The 19871-nt window shown below is 40.7% G+C and carries 17 protein-coding genes; 14 read left to right on the top strand and 3 right to left on the bottom strand.

Annotated features, from left to right (window positions below; translation table 11 throughout):
• The 3 genes from VOR_RS0100680 to rfaD all read right to left on the bottom strand — a co-directional run.
• On the bottom strand, positions 1-415 hold a 415-nt coding region (locus tag VOR_RS0100680; RefSeq protein WP_010317140.1), incomplete at its 3' end, for an acyltransferase.
• Between the two features lie 63 nt (positions 416-478).
• Positions 479-2248, bottom strand: a complete 1770-nt coding sequence (locus tag VOR_RS0100675; RefSeq protein ID WP_010317137.1) for a bifunctional glycosyltransferase family 4 protein/polysaccharide deacetylase — start codon at positions 2246-2248, stop codon at positions 479-481.
• A gap of 191 nt (positions 2249-2439) precedes the next feature.
• Entirely contained in the window at positions 2440-3381 is a 942-nt protein-coding gene (gene rfaD / locus VOR_RS0100670) for an ADP-glyceromanno-heptose 6-epimerase (RefSeq protein ID WP_010317135.1), read from the bottom strand.
• Between the two features lie 255 nt (positions 3382-3636).
• Here rfaD and VOR_RS0100665 point away from each other — a divergent pair, with 255 nt between their 5' ends.
• The 14 genes from VOR_RS0100665 to VOR_RS0100605 all read left to right on the top strand — a co-directional run bounded on the left by VOR_RS0100665 (position 3637) and on the right by VOR_RS0100605 (position 19847).
• Complete coding sequence (locus VOR_RS0100665; RefSeq protein ID WP_010317133.1) at positions 3637-4776, top strand: Wzz/FepE/Etk N-terminal domain-containing protein; 1140 nt, start codon at positions 3637-3639, stop codon at positions 4774-4776.
• 182 nt (positions 4777-4958) lie between these two features.
• Positions 4959-6092, top strand: a complete 1134-nt coding sequence (locus tag VOR_RS0100660) for an ISAs1-like element IS1358A family transposase (RefSeq protein WP_010317131.1) — start codon at positions 4959-4961, stop codon at positions 6090-6092.
• 61 nt (positions 6093-6153) lie between these two features.
• Positions 6154-7194, top strand: a complete 1041-nt coding sequence (locus VOR_RS0100655) for a Gfo/Idh/MocA family protein (protein ID WP_010317129.1) — start codon at positions 6154-6156, stop codon at positions 7192-7194.
• A gap of 16 nt (positions 7195-7210) precedes the next feature.
• Entirely contained in the window at positions 7211-8485 is a 1275-nt protein-coding gene (gene tviB / locus VOR_RS0100650; protein ID WP_010317126.1) for a Vi polysaccharide biosynthesis UDP-N-acetylglucosamine C-6 dehydrogenase TviB, read from the top strand.
• Between the two features lie 187 nt (positions 8486-8672).
• On the top strand, positions 8673-9257 hold the full coding sequence (locus VOR_RS0100645; protein ID WP_010317124.1) for an acyltransferase: 585 nt from the start codon (positions 8673-8675) through the stop codon (positions 9255-9257).
• A gap of 73 nt (positions 9258-9330) precedes the next feature.
• Complete coding sequence (locus VOR_RS0100640) at positions 9331-10410, top strand: DegT/DnrJ/EryC1/StrS family aminotransferase (RefSeq protein ID WP_010317121.1); 1080 nt, start codon at positions 9331-9333, stop codon at positions 10408-10410.
• Positions 10407-12269 (top strand): acyltransferase family protein, encoded by a 1863-nt coding sequence (locus VOR_RS0100635; RefSeq protein WP_010317120.1) that lies wholly within the window; start codon positions 10407-10409, stop codon positions 12267-12269. The genes VOR_RS0100640 and VOR_RS0100635 overlap by 4 nt, the downstream gene beginning before the upstream one ends.
• Positions 12262-13509: a lipopolysaccharide biosynthesis protein gene (locus tag VOR_RS0100630; protein WP_010317118.1), complete on the top strand. Its 1248-nt coding sequence runs from the start codon at positions 12262-12264 to the stop codon at positions 13507-13509. Before VOR_RS0100635 ends, VOR_RS0100630 begins: the two co-directional genes overlap by 8 nt.
• An 18-nt stretch (positions 13510-13527) precedes the next feature.
• On the top strand, positions 13528-13938 hold the full coding sequence (locus tag VOR_RS18975) for an asparagine synthetase B family protein (RefSeq protein WP_010317116.1): 411 nt from the start codon (positions 13528-13530) through the stop codon (positions 13936-13938).
• Positions 13865-15319, top strand: a complete 1455-nt coding sequence (locus tag VOR_RS17585) for an asparagine synthetase B family protein (RefSeq protein ID WP_286118333.1) — start codon at positions 13865-13867, stop codon at positions 15317-15319. The genes VOR_RS18975 and VOR_RS17585 overlap by 74 nt, the downstream gene beginning before the upstream one ends.
• A gap of 7 nt (positions 15320-15326) precedes the next feature.
• Complete coding sequence (locus VOR_RS0100620) at positions 15327-16283, top strand: methionyl-tRNA formyltransferase (RefSeq protein ID WP_001221372.1); 957 nt, start codon at positions 15327-15329, stop codon at positions 16281-16283.
• Between the two features lie 8 nt (positions 16284-16291).
• Complete coding sequence (locus tag VOR_RS0100615) at positions 16292-17254, top strand: GNAT family N-acetyltransferase (protein WP_010317104.1); 963 nt, start codon at positions 16292-16294, stop codon at positions 17252-17254.
• Between the two features lie 95 nt (positions 17255-17349).
• Positions 17350-18705 carry a polysaccharide deacetylase family protein gene (locus VOR_RS0100610; RefSeq protein WP_010317101.1) on the top strand — a complete coding sequence of 452 codons (1356 nt, stop codon included), beginning with the start codon at positions 17350-17352 and terminating at the stop codon, positions 18703-18705.
• The gene (locus VOR_RS0100605) at positions 18702-19847 is read left to right on the top strand and encodes a hypothetical protein (protein WP_010317100.1); all 1146 of its coding nucleotides are present in this window, start codon (positions 18702-18704) and stop codon (positions 19845-19847) included. The genes VOR_RS0100610 and VOR_RS0100605 overlap by 4 nt, the downstream gene beginning before the upstream one ends.
• Positions 19848-19871 lie beyond the last annotated feature (24 nt).

Below are 19871 nucleotides of genomic sequence, written 5' to 3'. Positions count from 1 at the left end.
GAACAGTGACATTATCGGCTAACCAAACTCGTGATCCTATATCAATACTTTTAGCTAAATTGATACGCTTCCCATCACGCAATATATCATGACCATCACTGGTCATTATCTTTACATTGCGTGAGAACATACAGTTGTCACCGATAACAAGTCGAGTGTTGCGTTCTCGGCAAGAGAAAAAGCAATTCTCCCCTATAACACAATTTGCCCCGATTTCTAAGGTACAGTTTTCACCATTCAACTCAATTGAAACGCCTTTTAAATTAGCATCATCATGAATGATAAGGTGATTATTTTTACCATTGACGTGAATGTCACAATAACGAATACGAGTATTTTGACCAACCTGAATATGATTGTTCGGCTTAATTCGAATTTTATTACGCAATTTTTCTATAAAAGAGAAACCAGACATATTCAATCCCTTAGTATGAGCTTCGGTTAATAAACTAAAGTTGTTATCATTTGCACGCCATAGTTAGTTCCCTATTTTACGAAACGTATAATTACCGCGCACTTTGCGCCATAGGCCAAACACATCGGTTTTAGGGAATATAGCAATACGCCGTATTTGATATAGATCTTGATGCATTAATAATGGGCCGCTGTTAGTAGCAACCGCAAATTGATAGCCACATTGATGCACGATCTGTTTTGAGAGCGTATCATGATCGCCATAGGGGTATGCAAAAGAAACCAATTGTTCGCCTAGTAGCTCTTCGAGTTCAAGCTTATTACGTGAGATCTCTTTACGCTGTTCAGATTCACTGAGTTTGCTGAGAAATGGATGAGTCATTGTATGACCGCCAATTTCTACATGACCAGATTGGTGTAATTCCCTAATTTGGTGTTTGTGCATCAACGCAACGGCTTTTTCTGGATTGCTCGGTACTTCAACATCCCAACGGTTAAAATCCTCCCCAGTTACTACATAGACAACCGCTTTAAAACCATATTTTCGTAATAGCGGCAACATCAATTCGTAGTTATCTTGATAGCCATCATCAACCGTTAACATGATATAGCGCTTGCCTGATTCAAGGCGGTGAATAAGCCCTTTATCCGCTAAATCTTTAAAGGTTAGCGTTTCAAACCCCATTTTTTTTAGCAGGTTGAAGTGCTTTTCAAGCATGTCAATATGCAGATAGGTACCATGTACGCCCTTTTCACTTTCATCCTTAATAAAGCGATGATACATAATAATCGGCATCTCTTTACGCAGCTTTTCAACATAAACCGTTTGATAAATATCTTCTATTTGATCGACCACATTGGTTAAGCTGTAGCTGTTGTGGATTATCTCACTGACTTGTGGTGAACAGTGCGGCGTTTTTAACCCTTGTTCCACATATTGACTAATTTTTGCAAAATCAATATCGAGATCTTTAGGTCCGATGTCGCCGAAGTTGCTTGCCATGGCCGCAGCGATATTATCGTCATCGACAATACCAATTGCACTTGCCTCACCGATTGCCAGGGTAGGCCGTCCACACAGCAAAGATTCCATTGCCACTCTGCCAGCCCCAATGACTAAGTCTGATTGAGCAAGTATCGAGACGACATCTTGTGAATAACCAAGAAAGTGAACGTCAGAAGTAAACTTATCAAAACGCGCTTCAATTTTAGAACCAGATATGACCTGAATCTGGTATTTCGCTGAGTCTAAACACTCATCGAGCAACCGATAACAAAGATCCCCTTTGGGGCCGGTTAACCTACCAATAATACTGACCACGGGTTTGCTATTTTGAGGAGCGTTTTGCCAAGTGAATTCTTGCGTTTCAATGCCGTTTCGGCTTACGACGAGCGAGCTTTGTGGAACATTCAATCCAGTCATGAGTTGTTGTTCAATAGCCTCACAAACCGGCAGCGCTTTGTCACCCATGGCGTGAAATTTTTTACGAGAGGCGTGTACAGGTTGGCGACCATGTACTGTGGTGACCATAGGCGTATTTGTTAATTTGCAAGCAATGTGACAACTCCAGCTTGAGGCACGAGAGTGAGCATGCACTAGCTGGATATGGTGTTTCTTAATCAGATAAATAAGATAACCCACATGCCAAAAGCGGCGAGGAATACTGCGTTTATTAAAACGGAGTTTATAAAATAGCCCTTGGTGAGGTTTTGTTAGCGTATCGGAAACATAAAATACCTTATGCCCACGCTTTGTCAGTTCATCGCCAGCAGTTGTGGCGTAAACCTCCGCCCCAGTGACCTCAAGTTGAGATAAGGCCATTAATATATTCATTAATACTCCACGAGTTAGCAGCCAGTGCTTTTCATATGTCTAAGAAACATGCTCAATTTTTCATTTCTCCCCTTCCAATGGTTACTCCATATTAGTCTTCCAGTAAGAGGAGAGTAGCCTTTTAGGGAGATATGTTTACTAGTTCCTCCCCCTTTTAGGGGGAGGTTAGGAGGGGGTGATTACAGCCATCACTACTTATTAATCAACATCATATACTCAGCCACACCCTCAGCCACCGTCTTAAATTGATGCTGACAACCTGCGGCGCGCAATTTCGTTAAATCGGCCTCGGTGAACTCCTGATAAGCACCTTTTAGGTGATCTGGGAATGGAATGGTTTCAACCTCACCTTTACCATGGTGCTTGATAACGGCTTTAGCCACTTCTTGGAAAGACTCTGCGTTGCCGGTACCTAAGTTATAAATACCAGATACACCGCTGTCCATAAACCATAAGTTCACCGCAGCTACGTCACCCACATAAACGAAATCACGCTGGAAGGTTTCACTACCTGCAAACAGTTTCGGGTTTTCACCCGCATTCATTTGGTTATTTAAATGGAAAGCAACAGAAGCCATGGAGCCCTTGTGCTGTTCACGCGGGCCATAGACATTGAAATAACGAAAACCGGTAATTTGGGAAAGGGTCTCACCGTGCGCTTGTGCTTCTTGCCAAATGCGGCGCACATAGTTATCAAATTGCTGCTTGGAATAGCCGTACACGTTCAGCGCACCTTCATACTCTTTTTCTTCAATGAAGGTATCGGTATCGCCATAGGTAGCGGCGGATGAAGCATACAAAAATGGAATGTCGCGCTCTAAGCAGTAGTGAAGTAGCTCTTTAGAATACTCATAGTTGTTAAGCATCACATACTTGCCATCCCACTCAGTTGTTGCAGAGCAAGCACCTTCATGGAATACGGCTTCGATAGGGCCGAAATCCTCACCAGACATGATCTGCACCAAGAAATCGTCTCGGTCCATATAATCGGCAATGTCCAGATCAACTAGGTTTTTGAATTTACGACCATTTTTTAAGTTGTCGACAACAAGAATATCAGTAATGCCTTGTTCATTTAGCGCTTTGATAATGTTGCTGCCAATCATGCCAGCGCCACCCGTTACGATGATCATACAAAATTCCTATGGTTATAATACGAACAATTATGCGCATTATAGCGGCTTAGCTAGTGGCTGTAATCACAAAAGCTCGCTTTTCTCATTGAATGTCTCGCCTTGAAAAGGGTTTTGCTTTAAACTTCGGCATGCAAGGTGGCTCGAAATTGACAAATTCGATAAAGCTTGAACAACAATTTAAACAGCCAGCCTTTAGGAGCGGATACCTAAGGGCGGTAGCGTGCCTAAAAAACCAGTTATAGGATCAACACTGTGAATCAACCCTCTCCGTCTTCTCACTCTGCGTACCCACCAGTACCCTCTTATTACCCACAAGGCAGTAATGATGAAATTGACCTGCGTGAGCTGTTTAGTGCGCTATGGCAAGGGAAACAAACCATATTGTTGTGCACGGTTTTATTTGCGGCGGCAGCGGTGGCGTATGCGCTAACAGCGCAGCAGTGGTGGAGCACTAAAGCGACCGTTACCCAGCCTGAATTAAACCAAATTGTAACCTTCCAGCAACAGGTGAAGCAGTATCAGCCATTGTTTGATCTCTACCAAGAAGATGGCACCATTATTGTGAGTAAAGAGCTTGATGGCTTAATTAACCCAGCCACTATTTTCCAGCGTTTTGTGCGTGCATTTAATACTAATGACAATAAAAAGCGCTTTATGCAAAGTAACCCTACTTTTTTAGCCATTGAGCAGCAACAGCTTAAAGTGAATGAAAATAACGAAACTGATGATGTGGCGCGCTTTTATCAAAGTTGGTATGGCAAAATTACGGCTCAAGAAGTGGGTAAGACACAAGCGGGTGATTTTTATCTCAGCTTTCAGTCAATTGATAAAGCCAGCAGTTTAGTGTTGCTTAACGCCTATATCGACTTTATTAACCAACAACTGAACCAGCAGCTAACCAATGACCTTACCAGTAAATTGACGGTAAAACATAACCAACTTAGCCAGCAATACAGTAGTTTGCAGCAGCAAACCCAATTGCGCCTGCAGGTGGAATTGGCGCGAGTGCAGAATGCATTGGCAATTGCAAAAGCGGCCAATATTAGTGAGCCTGTACAAAATCTGAATGAAGAGAAGCTGTTTGCCATTAGTATTGGTAGTAAAGCATTGCAAGCCAAAGTCGATGCATTAAAAAGTATAACGAATTTAAGTGTGTTTGAACCACGCTTAGCGCTGCTGCAAGCCCAAGTTCAGCAGGTTGAGCTATTAGGTAAAGTAAAACCAGCGCAAGTGCAAGGTTACGCTTACTTAGAGCAACCAGAAGCGCCGATTAGCCGTGATGAGCCCAAACGAGCATTGATAGCGGTGCTTGGAACCTTACTGGGCGGCATGCTTGGCGTTGCGATTGTGCTGGTGAGGTTTGCGTTTAGAAAAGAAGAAGAAAAAGCTTAGACCAGGCAGCAGGGAAACCTCATGAAGGTTGTTGATATATAAGGGCTGTAAAGATGCTAAGAATCCGCTTTGAACCTATCACTAATCCCAACTATTGAATGTAACTACATGAAAATAAAGATCTGCTTGTGGATCATTTTTGTTGTTTTCTAATTGCTACTAGACAATATAGGAGCCTAAATATGAGCGAGTTAACCAACCCATTTATGCATTTTCAAATCATTAAAGATTATCGACAGGAAAATAAAATAGCACACAAATTATCAGACATTATTTTGCTGACAATTTGTGGCGTTTTGTCGGGTCATGATGGCTGGGATGGCATTATCGATTTTGGCAATGCTCGCTTAGATTTCCTCAAACGATATGGTCACTTTGAGGCTGGTATTCCTTCTGCAGATACGCTGTCTCGTGTGATGGGCATGATTAATCCGACAGCGTTGCAAAGAAGCGTTATAGCTTGGATGAAGGACTGCCATACACTGACGGATGGAGAAGTCATCGCTATCGACGGTAAAACATTACGTGGCTCTTATGACCGCTCGAAGGGTAAAGGAACGATTCACATGGTGAACGCTTTTGCTACTGCAAACGGAATGAATATCGGCCAACAGAAGGTTGATAGTAAAAGTAATGAAATTACCGCGATCCCCAAGCTACTTGACTTGCTAGAGGTAAAAGGCTGCTTGGTTACGATCGATGCAATGGGATGCCAAAAGAAAATAGCGCAAAAAATTCTCGATAAAGAAGCGGATTATTTGTTAGCAGTGAAAGGGAATCAGGGAATGCTTGAGCAAGCCTTTGATGATTATTTTCGAATGGACATGCTTCAAGACTTTGACGGTAGTTCTTACAGTACTCAAGAAAAAAGTCACGGAAGAACGGAAACGAGAGTGGCTTTAGTGAACTGTGATTTGTCGGTTTTAGGTGATATTGAGCATGAATGGCCCGAGCTAAAATCAATGGGCATCGTCGCTTCGATTCGCCAAGAATCGGCTGTAGCAACAGAGCAAGATGTGAGTATTCGTTACTATATCTGTTCTAAAGAATTAGAAGCCCAAACGCTGCTTGAAGCGACGCGTTCTCATTGGGGCGTAGAGGCCATGCATTGGTCCCTTGATACCGCATTTAGTGAGGACAATTCGCGTATTAGAGCCGATGATCGCGCAGAGGCTTTAGCAAGGATCAGGCAGATGTGTTTGAACTTATTAAAGAGTGAAACCACCTTTAAAGGTGGTATTAAACGTAAACGGATGAACTGCGCAATGGACGAAAACTACCTAAGTAAGGTTCTCGAAAGCCTTACCGGGCGGTGATGTTCATGCGATTTCCGTGGACTATCACTGAGATAAAAAGTAGCAAATTAGAGTGATTAATATGATAAAAAATAGAAAAATTCGAATAGCAGTCGTTGGTTGTGGGCGTATTTCTAAAAATCATTTTGGCTCAATTGAGCAGCTTGATTCAGAATATGAGCTGGTCGCGGTGTGCGATAACAACCCAGAAGTGTTAGAGCTGCATTCAAATAAATACGGCGTTCCGGGTTATCACTCGATAGATGATCTGCTCGCTTCACAAACACTTGATATCGTCACCTTGTGTACCCCGAGTGGCATACATGCACCACAAACTATTAAAGCTGCGAAAGCCGGTGTACATGTGATTACCGAAAAACCGATGGCGACCAAGTGGGAAGATGGACTAGCAATGGTTAAAGCGTGTGATGACGCTGGGGTGCGTTTATTTGTGGTTAAACAAAACCGCCGTAATTCAACATTGCAATTACTTAAGCGTGCAGTGACGGAAAAGCGTTTTGGTAAAATCCATATGGTGCATTTAAATGTGTTTTGGACCAGACCTCAAGAGTATTACGACCGCGCTGCTTGGTCTGGTACTTGGCACATGGATGGTGGTGCTTTTATGAATCAGGCGACTCATTATGTCGATCTTCTCCATTGGCTAGTGGGGCCTATTGAAACCATCCATGCTATGACCTCCACTCATCGTGATATTGAAGTTGAAGATACTGGTGTGGTGAACATCAAATGGCGTAATGGCGCGTTAGGCTCAATGGCGGTCACTATGTGTACTTATCCCAATAATTTAGAGGGTTCAATCACTATTTTGGGGAAAAAAGGGACAGTGCGTGTTGGTGGCGTGGCGGTTAATGAAATCCAAGAATGGAATTTTGCAGAATCAAAAGATTACGATCAGCAAATTGAACAAGCCAACTACCAAACCACTTCAGTCTATGGATTTGGTCATCCACCTTACTTTAAAAACGTTGCCGATGTATTGCGTGGCGAGGCAGAGCCAGAAACCGACGGCCGTGAGGGTTTAAAATCACTTGAGCTATTGATCAGCATTTATCGCTCAGCTCGCGATCATAAAGAAATTGGTTTGCCATTGAATCTGTAATTACGAGTAAAGAAAAATGAAGTTAGAAAATGTAAAGATTGGCATTATTGGTTTAGGCTATGTTGGCTTACCGCTTGCGGTTGAGTTTGGTAAGAAGTTTAGCACGGTAGGTTTTGATATTAACCAGAAAAGGGTCGCTGAATTACACTCTGGCATTGATTTAACCTTGGAATGTTCCGAAGAGGAACTGCGTAGTGCTCCATTGCTGAGTTACACTCACCAATTGGAAGAGATTAAAGACTGTAATTTTTATATCGTTACCGTGCCTACACCAATCACAGATGAAAAAACACCGGATCTTAACCCACTAAAAAAAGCTTCTGAAGCTCTTGCGAAAGTGGTCTCCCACGGTGATATTGTCGTTTTAGAATCAACAGTTTATCCCGGTGCAACGGAAGAAGTGTGCCTTCCTATCATCGAGAAAAATTCAGGTTTAGTGTTTAATCGCGATTTCTTTGCTGGTTATAGCCCAGAGCGTATCAATCCAGGAGATAAAGTGAATCGTTTAACTACGATCATGAAAATAACTTCTGGCTCTACGCCTGAAGTGGCTGATTTTGTTGATCAAGTATACGCTTCGATAGTCACTGCTGGTACCCATAAAGCGCCATCAATCAAGGTGGCAGAAGCCGCTAAAGTTATTGAAAATACCCAGCGTGATCTAAATATTGCTGTAATCAATGAGTTTGCCAAAATTTTTAATCGACTAGGTATTGATACTGAAGCTGTTTTAAAAGCAGCTGGCACAAAGTGGAACTTTTTGCATTTCAAGCCGGGGTTAGTTGGAGGTCACTGCATCAGTGTGGATCCTTACTACCTCACCCATAAAGCACAAGAAGTTGGCTATCGACCAGAGGTGATTTTAGCTGGTCGTCGTATTAATGATGGTATGGGTGAATACGTCGCCACACAATTAGTTAAATCTCTGTCACGTAAAAAAATTCATATTGATGAAGCAAAAGTGCTGATCATGGGCTTTACCTTTAAAGGTGATTGTCCTGATGTTCGTAATACCAAAATTATTGATATTGTTAACGAATTGCAAGATTTCAACATGTCAGTTGATGTATACGATAGCTGGGCCTCGAAAGAGGAAGTGAAGCATGAGTACGGTATTGAGTTGATTGATGAGCTGCGCGATGGTTACTACGATGCAATCGTACTGGCCGTGGATCATAGTCAAACCAAACAGATGGGTGTTGAAAAGTTACGTCGTTTAGGTAAAAAAGAGCATGTACTTTATGATGTGAAGCATGTATTAACCGCCGATGAAGCAGACATCCGCCTTTGATTAATAGCCAAACTACTTGGAGTTGCAGGTAGGCGGCAAGTGAGTGAATGAATCCCCATGAGCATAGATAAACTATGTGATAGGGGTGAACCAACGTAGCCAACACCGCTGCAGCTTCAAGTAGTAAGGGTATAGCCTTCACAAGGGAAGTGTTCAGCTTCCCTTCTCAATCGATAGAACATTTTTCATGAAATATTTTAAACACGAAACAGCCATTATTGATGATGGTGCACAAATAGGTGATGGCAGCCGAGTGTGGCACTGGACACACGTTTGTGCCGGTGCCCATATTGGCCAAGGTGTGTCACTGGGCCAAAACGTATTTGTGGGAAACAAAGTTACGATTGGCGATCATTGTAAGATTCAAAATAACGTCTCAGTGTATGACAATGTGCATTTAGAGGAGGGAGTATTTTGTGGGCCAAGCATGGTATTTACCAATGTTTATAATCCACGGTCACTGATTGAACGCAAAGATCAATATCGCGATACCTTAGTCAAAAAAGGGGCTACGCTTGGTGCTAATTGTACGATTGTCTGTGGTGTAACTATTGGGGAGTTTGCTTTTATCGGCGCGGGGGCAGTTGTGAACAAAGATGTTCCTGCTTATGCAATGATGGTGGGTGTACCAGCTAAACAAAAAGGTTGGATGAGTGAATTTGGTGAGCAGCTATACTTGCCATTGAGCGGAGACGCTGAAGTGATTTGTCCTCATACTGGTGCTGTTTATACCCTCAGCGGTGACACTGTGATTAAAAGACATCAGTGCTAATAAATAATTCTTTGATGTAAATATATTTGCAAGTTGCTGAGGATTCACTTGGCTATCAGGCTAGGAGCTAAAAATGCAGTTTATTGATTTGGGTGCGCAGCAGGCGCGAATTAAAGAAAAAATTGATGTCGGAATTCAGAAAGTACTCGCCCATGGTCAGTATATTTTGGGTCCTGAGGTGGCTGAACTAGAGCAAAGATTAATTGCATATACTGGAGCTAAGCACTGTATCACGGTTGCTAATGGTACTGATGCATTGCAAATAGCCCAAATGGCATTAGGTGTTGGCCCAGGTGATGAAGTGATAACCCCCGGATTTACTTATATCGCCACCGCAGAAACCGTCGCCCTTTTAGGGGCGAAACCGGTTTATGTTGATGTCTGCCCGAAAACTTACAATTTAGACCCGGCTAAACTAGAAGCGGCTATTACGCCAAGAACCAAAGCAATTATTCCAGTAAGTTTGTATGGACAATGTGCTGACTTTGATGCAATTAATACGATTGCCGCCAAGTATGGCATACCAGTGATTGAAGACTCTGCGCAAAGTTTTGGGGCCAGTTACAAAGGCAAAAAATCGTGTAACTTAAGCACCATTGCCTGTACCAGTTTTTTCCCAACTAAGCCATTAGGTTGCTATGGTGATGGCGGTGCTATTTTCACTAATGATGATGAATTGGCTCTTGTCATGCGCCAAATTGCTCGTCACGGACAGGATCGTCGCTACCATCATATTCGTGTAGGTGTAAACAGCCGTTTAGATACCTTACAAGCTGCGATTTTATTACCAAAACTTGAGGTTTTGCATGAAGAAATCGAGCTAAGAAATCAGGTAGCCAATACCTATACTCGTTTATTAAATAAGGCTGGTATTCTCTCAACCCCATTTGTGGAAGCACATAATATTTCGGCTTGGGCACAATATACCATCCGAGTTAAGAATAGAGCTGAAATTCAGCACAAGCTGCAAGAGGCTGGCATTCCAACTGCCGTACATTATCCCATTCCCTTGAATAAACAACCAGCAGTTGCTGATAGCAGTATTCAATTGCCGATAGGCGATGAAATTGCAGAAGAAGTGATGAGTTTACCAATGCATCCTTATTTGACTGAGCAAGATATTCAACGTGTGGTAGAGAGTTTGGCACAGTGAGTTCTGTTCCTCATCGTAAGGATATTCAAGGATTAAGAGCCATAGCAGTACTTGCTGTTATGGTTTTTCACTTAAACCCGACATGGCTTCCTGGAGGCTTTGTTGGTGTCGATGTTTTCCTCGTGATTTCTGGCTTTTTAATTACTAGCATTTTGCTGCATAAAAAATCCAGTGCTGGCTATTCTCTTACTGAAACTCTGAAATATTTCTATGTGAGTCGCTTTAAGAGGATTGTTCCAGCATACTTTTTGATGCTGATAATAGTAGCTCTAGTGGCAGCAGTATTGTTTCTACCAAGTGATTTCAACACGTTTCGAAAAGGGTTGGAAAAAGCAACTTGGTTTAGCAGCAATCGGTATTTCGCTGACTTTGGTGATTATTTTGCTCCGGCCAGTTATGAACAGCCGTTACTACACACATGGTCATTAGCCGTAGAAATCCAGTTCTACTTATTAGCCCCTTTTATTGTATTACTGCTGCCGATTCGCTTATTAAAATGGTTTTTTGTCGTTTTATTGATTGGGTTAACTGCATTAGCCGAATACCGCCTGCGGTTTTTGGGCATGGAGCAAGCAACTTACTACAGTCTGTATGCTCGGCTGCCTGAATTTTTTGTGGGCGGTCTGGCAGCTCTGTATGTAACAACAGTGTCTAGGGTGGAGGGAAGCACTGCCTGGCTTGGTATACTTGGGATGCTGTTGATTGTTATTTCTGCAATTACCCAACCACTGCTAGGGTCTTTTCCTGGCATTCTAGCTCTGTTACCTGTCGTTGGAAGCGTGCTTCTACTCAGTCAGCCAACACAAGGATGGGTAGGCGAATTGTTGAGTTGCAAAACTCTGGTGTGGCTTGGTGGGCTGTCTTATTCACTCTACCTTTGGCATTGGCCAGTATTGACCTTTTTGCGCTACTACACAAGTGCAGAGGTACTCGATATAGAATTCAGCATCCTGTTTGTTCTGCTGACATTCATACTATCTATTGTTTCCTACTATGGGGTTGAACGGGTTTTCAGAAGCAAGAGTACCAACAAGAAACAAGCACTTAGTTGGGGGCTTCTGGTTTTTGGTGTATTAGGTGCATCTCAGACCATGGCGAAAGTGAATGCCATGTTTACTCCTGTAGCCTTGCCACTAGAGTATTTGCGCTATGGCGATGATTCACAAAATTGCCATGGGCATATAGTTGGTGATTGTCTGAGAGGGGACCTGGATAGTGTAAAAGAGATATTGGTCTTGGGCGATTCGCACGCAGCTATGCTCAATCACTTTTTTGATCATATTGGAAAAGAAATTGGCTTTAAAGCTAGGGTTATAACTGCGAGTAGTTGCGTGACTATTCCTGGATTTGATTACAATCGGATTGCTGAATGGGCACAGCAATCATGTGTTGCCCAAATTGAACAGACAAAATCCTATCTGGAGAATGTTGAGTTAATATTTATAACGGCATCTTGGAATTGGCATCTCCGTAGTGAGGAATTTAATCGTGCTTTACGTGATTTTTTACAGAATATGGCGTCACAGGCGCAAGTTTATATTTTGAGTCAGGTTCCACTATTAAATCGAAATCCACAGCGTGCTAAGAGGTTTTTGTCCTTAGGGTTGACACCGTATGTGAATATCAATCCAGACTATTTGCGTACAAATGAATACTTATATGATCTAAGCATGGTCATTGATCGTGTTCATTACCTTGAACTTAATTTTTTGCCTGTTTTCAAAAGTCCTCCTTTTTATAATGGTGAATTGCTTTATTACGACGAGCACCACTTAAATGAAGTAGCAGTGGTTGAGTATGCAAAGCAGGCGTTGCCGACTTTCGAAGAGATATTTATAGAGTGGAATATTGTTGAATAAAAGCTTTTCAAAAAATGTACTTACGTTAATGACAGGGACAGGTATTGCTCAAGCAATACCCATTGCAATTATTCCTATACTAACTCGGATGTTTTCACCAGAAGATTTTGGTCTTTTGGCTCTCTATGCAGCATGCGTATCTATATTGGGAGTGGTTGCTACTGGGCGTTATGAAATAGCTATTATGTTGCCAAAAGATGATGAGGATGCCCGTCTTCTTTTGCAACTTTCAATGCTAGTTGCTCTGTTTTTTTCTTTTCTGATTAGTATACCTATATCGATTTGGAATGCGCAAATTGCTCGTTTTCTAGGTAATGAGGATATTGCTGTTTGGTTGTACTTAGTCCCTGTATCTGTGTTGTTCACAGGTATTTATCAAGCACTAACTTATTGGAATAATAGGCAGAAAAAATTCATAAACACAGCAGTGTCGCGTGTGAATCAAAGCTTATTTCAAGGTTTCGCCCAAACGTCACTTGGTTTTTTACAGGTATCAGGTGGTCTTATTTGTGGGCAGTTCGTAGGAATAGTATCTGGTTCAATATACCTTTTAAAGAAAGATAGAAACTATAAGTCGCTAATAAGAAAATCAAAAATAAATTCGATACAAAAACAAGGTATAAAGTATCATAAGTTCCCGACTTATGGAGTTTGGGGGGCTCTGTGCGATGCAGGAGCTGTACAAATGCCGGTTATACTGTTGACGAAGTTCTATTCAAATTCCGTGACGGGAATGTTTAGTCTGACTTTTCGTGTTTTGAATATGCCGACATCGATTATTTCATCTGCTATTGCACAGGTTCTCTTTCAAAAGGTAGTTGAAATAAGTCAAACAGAGCCAGAGAAACTTAATCTTTATATAATAAAAATGTTTTTGTTACTTTTTATTATATACCTCCCCGCTGTGCCTGTTTTATTCATATGGGGTGAAAGTTTGTTTTCAATTATTTTTGGTAATGAATGGTCACAAGCTGGGGTTTATGCAGGTTATTTAGTCATAGCTGTTGCAGTACGTTTCGCTGTCAGCCCATTAAGTGCAGTTCTTGGTTTAGAACAAAACATAAAGATGGGGGTTTTATGGCAAGTTCTCTATCTATGTACGATTAGTGTAACATTGTATTTCTCCTCTTCTCTTTCAATTGAAGAGTTTCTGATTGCTTTTGTTGTGCATGAAGTTGTTTTATATCTTATTTATTTGTTCCTTATTCTTAAAGGAACTAAAGAAATAGCTAAATGCTGAAAAATTTTAAGGTTTAATATGTGTGGAATTGCTGGTTATATTTTTAGTGGCGTATTAGATAAATCGAATCTTAAGAAAATGACTGATTCAATAATTCATCGAGGTCCTGATGGTGAGGGGCATTATTATGGAGATGGTTTTTTCTTTGGACATCGTAGATTAGCTATTGTTGATTTAACCGAGCATGGTAAACAGCCAATGCTTTATCAAGATAGATATATAATAACTTTTAATGGCGAAATTTATAATTATATAGAAATAAAAAAAGAGCTTATTGATGTAGGATATCGATTCAATAATGATACCGATACGGAAGTCATTATGGCGGCATATGATTACTGGGGAGTAAATTGTCTTGACCGTTTTAATGGTATGTGGGCATTCGTTCTATATGATAAGAAAGAGGATTGTTTTTTTTATATCACGTGACCGATTTGGGAAAAAACCGCTTTATTACAGCTTAGATAATAATAAATTTGTATTTTGTAGTGAAGTTAAAGGTCTCTATGCTAGTGGATTGGTAGAAAAAGCACCCAACAAAAGCTACCTGAAAAACTACGTGGAAAACGGGCCTAATGAGTACGATGCAGAAACGGCTTTCGCTAACGTTTATCGTTTTCCTTTTGCACACTACTTTCTTGGTAGCAAAGAACAACTGCTCAATCAACCGAAGTTTACTCGGTACTGGGAATTAACCACTAATACCAGCAAAGAACGCTTCTGCCCCAATAAAGCCAAAGAATACGCCAAACAATATTACGACCTACTAGCAGATGCGGTAAGACTACGCTTAAGAGCCGACGTAAAAGTGGGTTCTGCACTTTCAGGCGGTTTAGACAGTAGCTCGATTGTTTACCTAGTCAACGAACAGTTAAGAGCTCAAGGTAAAGCTGATCTACAGGAAACCTTTTCTTCTGTTTACAAGTCTGATGGTACCCAGAATTGTGATGAAAGCGTATATATAGACCTTCTAGCAAAGGCGCTGAATGTTAATTCAAATCAAATAGAGCCTCAGGAAGGTGATATTCCTGTTGAGCATCAAAAAATGATTTGGGCCATGGAAAATCCACCAGAAAGTACCTGTATGTCTGGTTGGCACACCTTTATTAAAGTGAAAGAATCAGGTGTAAAGGTAACTTTAGATGGCCAAGGTGCTGATGAGCAGTTAGCTGGGTATCTACCTTACATTGCTAGTTATTTAACATCAATTTCATTGATTGACTTATATAAAGAGTTCTTTTATTTCTTAAAAATACCAGGTGCGAAAAAAACGTTACTGCTTAGTTTTTTAATGGCAAATTTTAAGTTCATCTTCGGTATGAAAGCTTATCAAGCGCTATTCAAGAAAATAAAAGGGAGACAACCACCTACTGAATTAAATTTAGAATTAAAATCTGCTATCGAAAAGGGATTAATTAACCTTATTCATTACTCTGATCGTGTTTCAATGGGACACAGTATAGAATCCAGAATGCCCTTTATGGACTATCGATTAGTCGAGTTTTTAGCTCAAGTTCCTGCATGTTATAAAATGCATAATGGTTGGACTAAATACTTGGCTCGCCTAGCATTCGACAAAAAACTACCTGATGAAATTACCTGGCGAAAAGACAAAATGGGTTGGCCAATTCCGGAAGAACATTGGTTCAGAGGAAACTTGAGGTTGTGGGCTTCAGATACATTAATGAATTCAAAAGTTTTAAAAGAAATATCTCCAGAATTAGATGCAGAGACTGAATTTAAAAGTAATATAAAGAAGAGCATAAGAAAGCTGAATATTGCAACTATTAATAAATTGAATTTTTGGTGATTCATATATGCGAATTCTGATAATTACAAGTGGGTTGACGCGTATTGTCTCACCTGTATTAGATAGTGGCCATGAGATTTTAGGTATCGTTGAGTCTATGCCACGAGGTTGGAGTGAAAAGCAAGAAAAACCTTTTCTTTTTCAGTTTGCCCAAAAAATACACAGGATTTTCTTGGGGAGAAAGAAAACGTTGAAGCAATTCTGTGAGATTAGAAATATAAGATATAACTATATATCAAAAGGAAGAGATGCAGAGGTAACTAATTGGGTTAAGGAACTCAACCCCGACCTGATTGTAGTTTTTAGCATGTCTCAACTCCTTAAAAAAGATTTAATAGATATTCCCAAATATGGGGTTATAAACCTACATCCATCAATGTTGCCAGAGTATCGTGGGCCTAATCCAGATTTTTGGCAGTACTATAATATGGAAATGAACCCAGGTGTAACGGTCCATTATATTGATGAAGGTGAAGATACTGGAGATATCATCTTTCAGGAACGTGTGCATATCCCTTTAGGAATCAAGTCACCTGAAAGGCTGGATAAGCTAATTGGTGGTGTTGGCTCTTCTCTGCTTGTAAAGGCAATCCAAGCTATAAAATCGGGTTCGGCACCACGAATTCCCCAGCCAAGCCATAGTTCAACTCTTCGAGCCAGAAACTTAAAATCCGAAGAACACAAAGAAATTATAGATTGGCAAAATTGGCCGATAGAACGAATTTGGCATGTGCTACGTGGTACAGAGCTTTGGCTTAATGCTTATGATCAACCCAAAGGCATTTTTAAAGGCCAGCGATGGGTCGTCGGAGAATACGAGAGAAAGGACAATATTGATCTGCCGGGTGCGATAGTGCGTTATAAAGGAAGAAAAGCTCTGGCGACTCCAGATGGTTATATTTTTATTGATATAAACTTCAGCTTAAAAAAAGCTTTACTTTTCGTACTTAATTTTAAATTTTGAGTGAATCAATGATCAATAAAGAAAAATATCGTCAATTGTGTGAAGAAGAACCTACTATTCCAATTTTCAGTCAAGCTTGGTGGTTAGACGCCGTTGCTGGAGATAACTGGGATGTGTGTATCGTCGAGAAAGGCGACAAAATACAGGCATCAATGCCTTACGTGGTGAAAAAGAAGTATGGACTAACGTTGTTGACCCAACCTTCACTCACGCAAAACTTAGGCCCTTGGATTCGTCCGGCTCATGCAAAATACAGCAAACTGCTTTCACAGCAAAAAGATTTGATGGAAGCACTGATTGATCAATTACCCAAATATCACTACTTTAATCAAAATTGGCATTATTCAAACACTAATTGGTTACCGTTTTATTGGAAAGGGTTTGAACAGTCCACTCGTTACACGTATGTTATCAGCTCTTTAGACGATATCAATTCTATATGGGAAGAAGCACAGGATAATATACGAAGTGATATTAGAAAAGCTGAGAATCGCTTTGGCTTAGTAGTCAACAGTGATTTACCAATTAGTGTTTTTTTTGAATTAAATCAATTGACATTTATTCGGCAAGGGTTGTCTATGCCGTATTCTGAACATTTTGTAGAAAATATCGTAAACCAAGCTAAAAAACGTAAGCAATGTCGCTGGTTTATTGCTCAAGATAACGAAGACAGAAATCATGCAGGTGTTTTGCTGGTTTGGGATAGTGAATCGGCATATTACTTAATGGGCGGTGGTGATCCTGATCTAAGAAATAGTGGTGCAACTAGCCTTTGTATGTGGGAAGCAATTAAATTTGCATCAACTGTTACAAAGCGATTTGACTTTGAAGGTTCGATGATTGAACCGGTTGAACGTTTCTTCAGAGCTTTTGGCGCAAAACAAACCCCATACTTTGCACTCACTCATCGACCTTCGCGTTGGTTGAATACGGCAATTCACTTGAAAAAAGCCCTAAAAGGTCAAGCTTAGTTTCGGACCATACTGATTTGAATGAACGATTACTCAATCTATAAAATTTTTTAGCCACATTGCTACGGCAAGTATACTTACAAGATAGGTGGTATATGATTCATTTTTCTGATGGTGCAATGCGTTGGCTCGAAACCATTTTATTCGAACGTTTTGGCCATCATTTTACACTAGCTCAACAACCTAATACGCTACAATTTTATTTAAAGGGTAGCCAAGGTTCTATAACGTTCGCTAGGTTACAAAGCATATTTCATCAATCGCGCTCAGATTTCCCCTGCCAGCAGTGGCAAGCTTCCAGTGAAGACTTTACAGCGCCAATCGATGACTACATACCAGCGCCTTCCTTAACCGAACTGCCAAGCCCGCTTATTGAATTCAGTAAGCAAGGTGCAACTATTCACTACGATATTCTCGGTTTAACCTACTGGGCGCTAACGAGGTTAGAAGAAGTTGGACGTAAGGATTTAGATAATCATCAACGCTTTCCAGCGGTTTCTTCTCACGCTTATCAGCATGGTTATCTTGAGCGCCCAATTATTGATGAATGGATGATGATTCTAGGGCTGGTTATTCAGCGTGTTTGGCCTGATATTGAGTTAAAGCAACATGAGTTCAGTATTCAGGTCTCGCACGATGTAGATAGCCCGAGTATGTATGGCTTTAAACCTTGGCCGACCATCGGCCGGATGATGGCGGGGCACCTGCTGAAACGGCGCGATCTCAAGGCTTTTTTTACTGCGCCCTATGTTAAACTTGCGACACACAGCCAGCTACACCCAGCCGATCCTTACAACACTTTTGAGTGGTTGATGGATATATCTGAAGCTAACAACATCAAAAGTGCATTTTATTTTATCTGTGGTGGCAATCATTCTCATGATGCTGACTATTTGCCTGAGCATCCTGCGATCCGTAATTTGATGCGCCGAATCCACGAACGCGGTCATGAAATAGGGTTGCATCCTAGTTACGGTACTTTCCAGCAGCCTGAGTTGATTAAGCAAGAAGCAGAACGGCTTAAACGTATTTGTGCGGAAGAGAGTATTGAGCAACAACTATGGGGTGGACGAATGCACTACCTGCGCTGGGAACAACCCACTACCATGCGAGCTTGGGCGGGGGCAGGTATGACTTATGATTCTACACTTGGTTATGCCGATAGGCCGGGTTTTCGCTGCGGCACCTGTTATGAATATCCTGCTTTTGATCCCGTGGCTCATGAGCAATTGAACCTTCGAATCAGGCCGCTGGCGGTGATGGAGTGTACGGTGATTGATGCTGTTTACTTAGGGTTAGGTGTAACTGAAGCCGCAGAAGAAAAAATTCAGCAATTGAAAATGCGCTGTCAGCAGGTAAGCGGTACTTTTGGTTTACTATGGCATAATTCATACTTTAAAAATTCTAATTTACGGAATATTTATAAAAATGTTCTAGGAAGTCAGTTGTGAGATTTATACCATATAATAAAGTCATTGTATTAAAGATAATAATTATTCTTCAACTCACCACATTACTAATTTATCTCAATGCAAACATTGTTAATGTTGGTGAGATGGGAGTTGCCTTACACTTACTTGTAGAGTTTGTGGGATTGACAAGTTTGTTATTTGCGATGTTTTGGGTAAAAAAAAAGCTCTACTTCCATATCCACTTTTTTTTCTTCCTTTTACTAATATGTTGGATAGCTTTTCGAATAGTTTTTGATTTAAATGATTTTGAATATTTAAAACAACTAACAGTGGCTACCACTGGTGGTGTTTTATTGTTTTATATTATAGGTGCATCACTAGATTTAACGAGGCATAGTCTGGCTATCCTTAGGAGTGATATAAAGATAGAAAAATATATTATTTTACTTTTTTATTTTCTATCTATCTGGATGCTCTACAATTTCTCTCAGCGCCTACATGATTCGATTTTCTACTTAAAAGATATTGATGGTAGCTATCAAAGGTCTGGAAATTTCTTATCAATTTCATTTATTATTGTTTCATTCGCTTACCTTAATCTAGTATTAAAGAATATTGCTCAAGGTGCTACTATTTTAGCTAGGTTTTTCTGGTTGTCCGTATATACCTTATCAACCTTGATGGCATTAGTTGGATCACAGCTTTTTGGCTCTAATAGCGCAACCGCTGTTATTTTAGGTGTTTATCTTATTACGCTGGTTATGTCTCTTGTAACTGCTAAAAAAACAGTCTGGTTGAGCTATCTCAAGCATAAACTAGTCTTACCTTGGTCGAAGCGCCTAGTGAAAAATCTTAGCCTGATGGCTCTAATTGGCTTAGCTATTTTTGTAGGGGCACTGGTGCTGATTATAGGTATATCAGGTTTTGATATTACTAGTTTGCGGTTACTAGGTTTTGGTTCTGGTTCTAATACTTCTTTACTAAGCAGAGTGGATATTTTATTAGAAACTGGAGCTAATCAACTCAACTATGCTCCCTTCTTAGGTAACATAAATGTTGCTTATCTTACCACTGGTAATGCAGGCCAAACTCTGCATAATTTTTTCCCTTATGTGATGGCTAACTTGGGGCTGGTAGGATTACTAGTCGTGCTGACTCTTTTTACGAATGTACTACTATAGCTTTATCGTGAGACTAAGCAAGCT

Source organism: Vibrio ordalii ATCC 33509, assembly GCA_000257205.1.
GTDB classification, from domain to species: Bacteria; Pseudomonadota; Gammaproteobacteria; order Enterobacterales; family Vibrionaceae; genus Vibrio; species Vibrio ordalii.
This window is presented reverse-complemented; position numbering and strand designations above follow the sequence as displayed.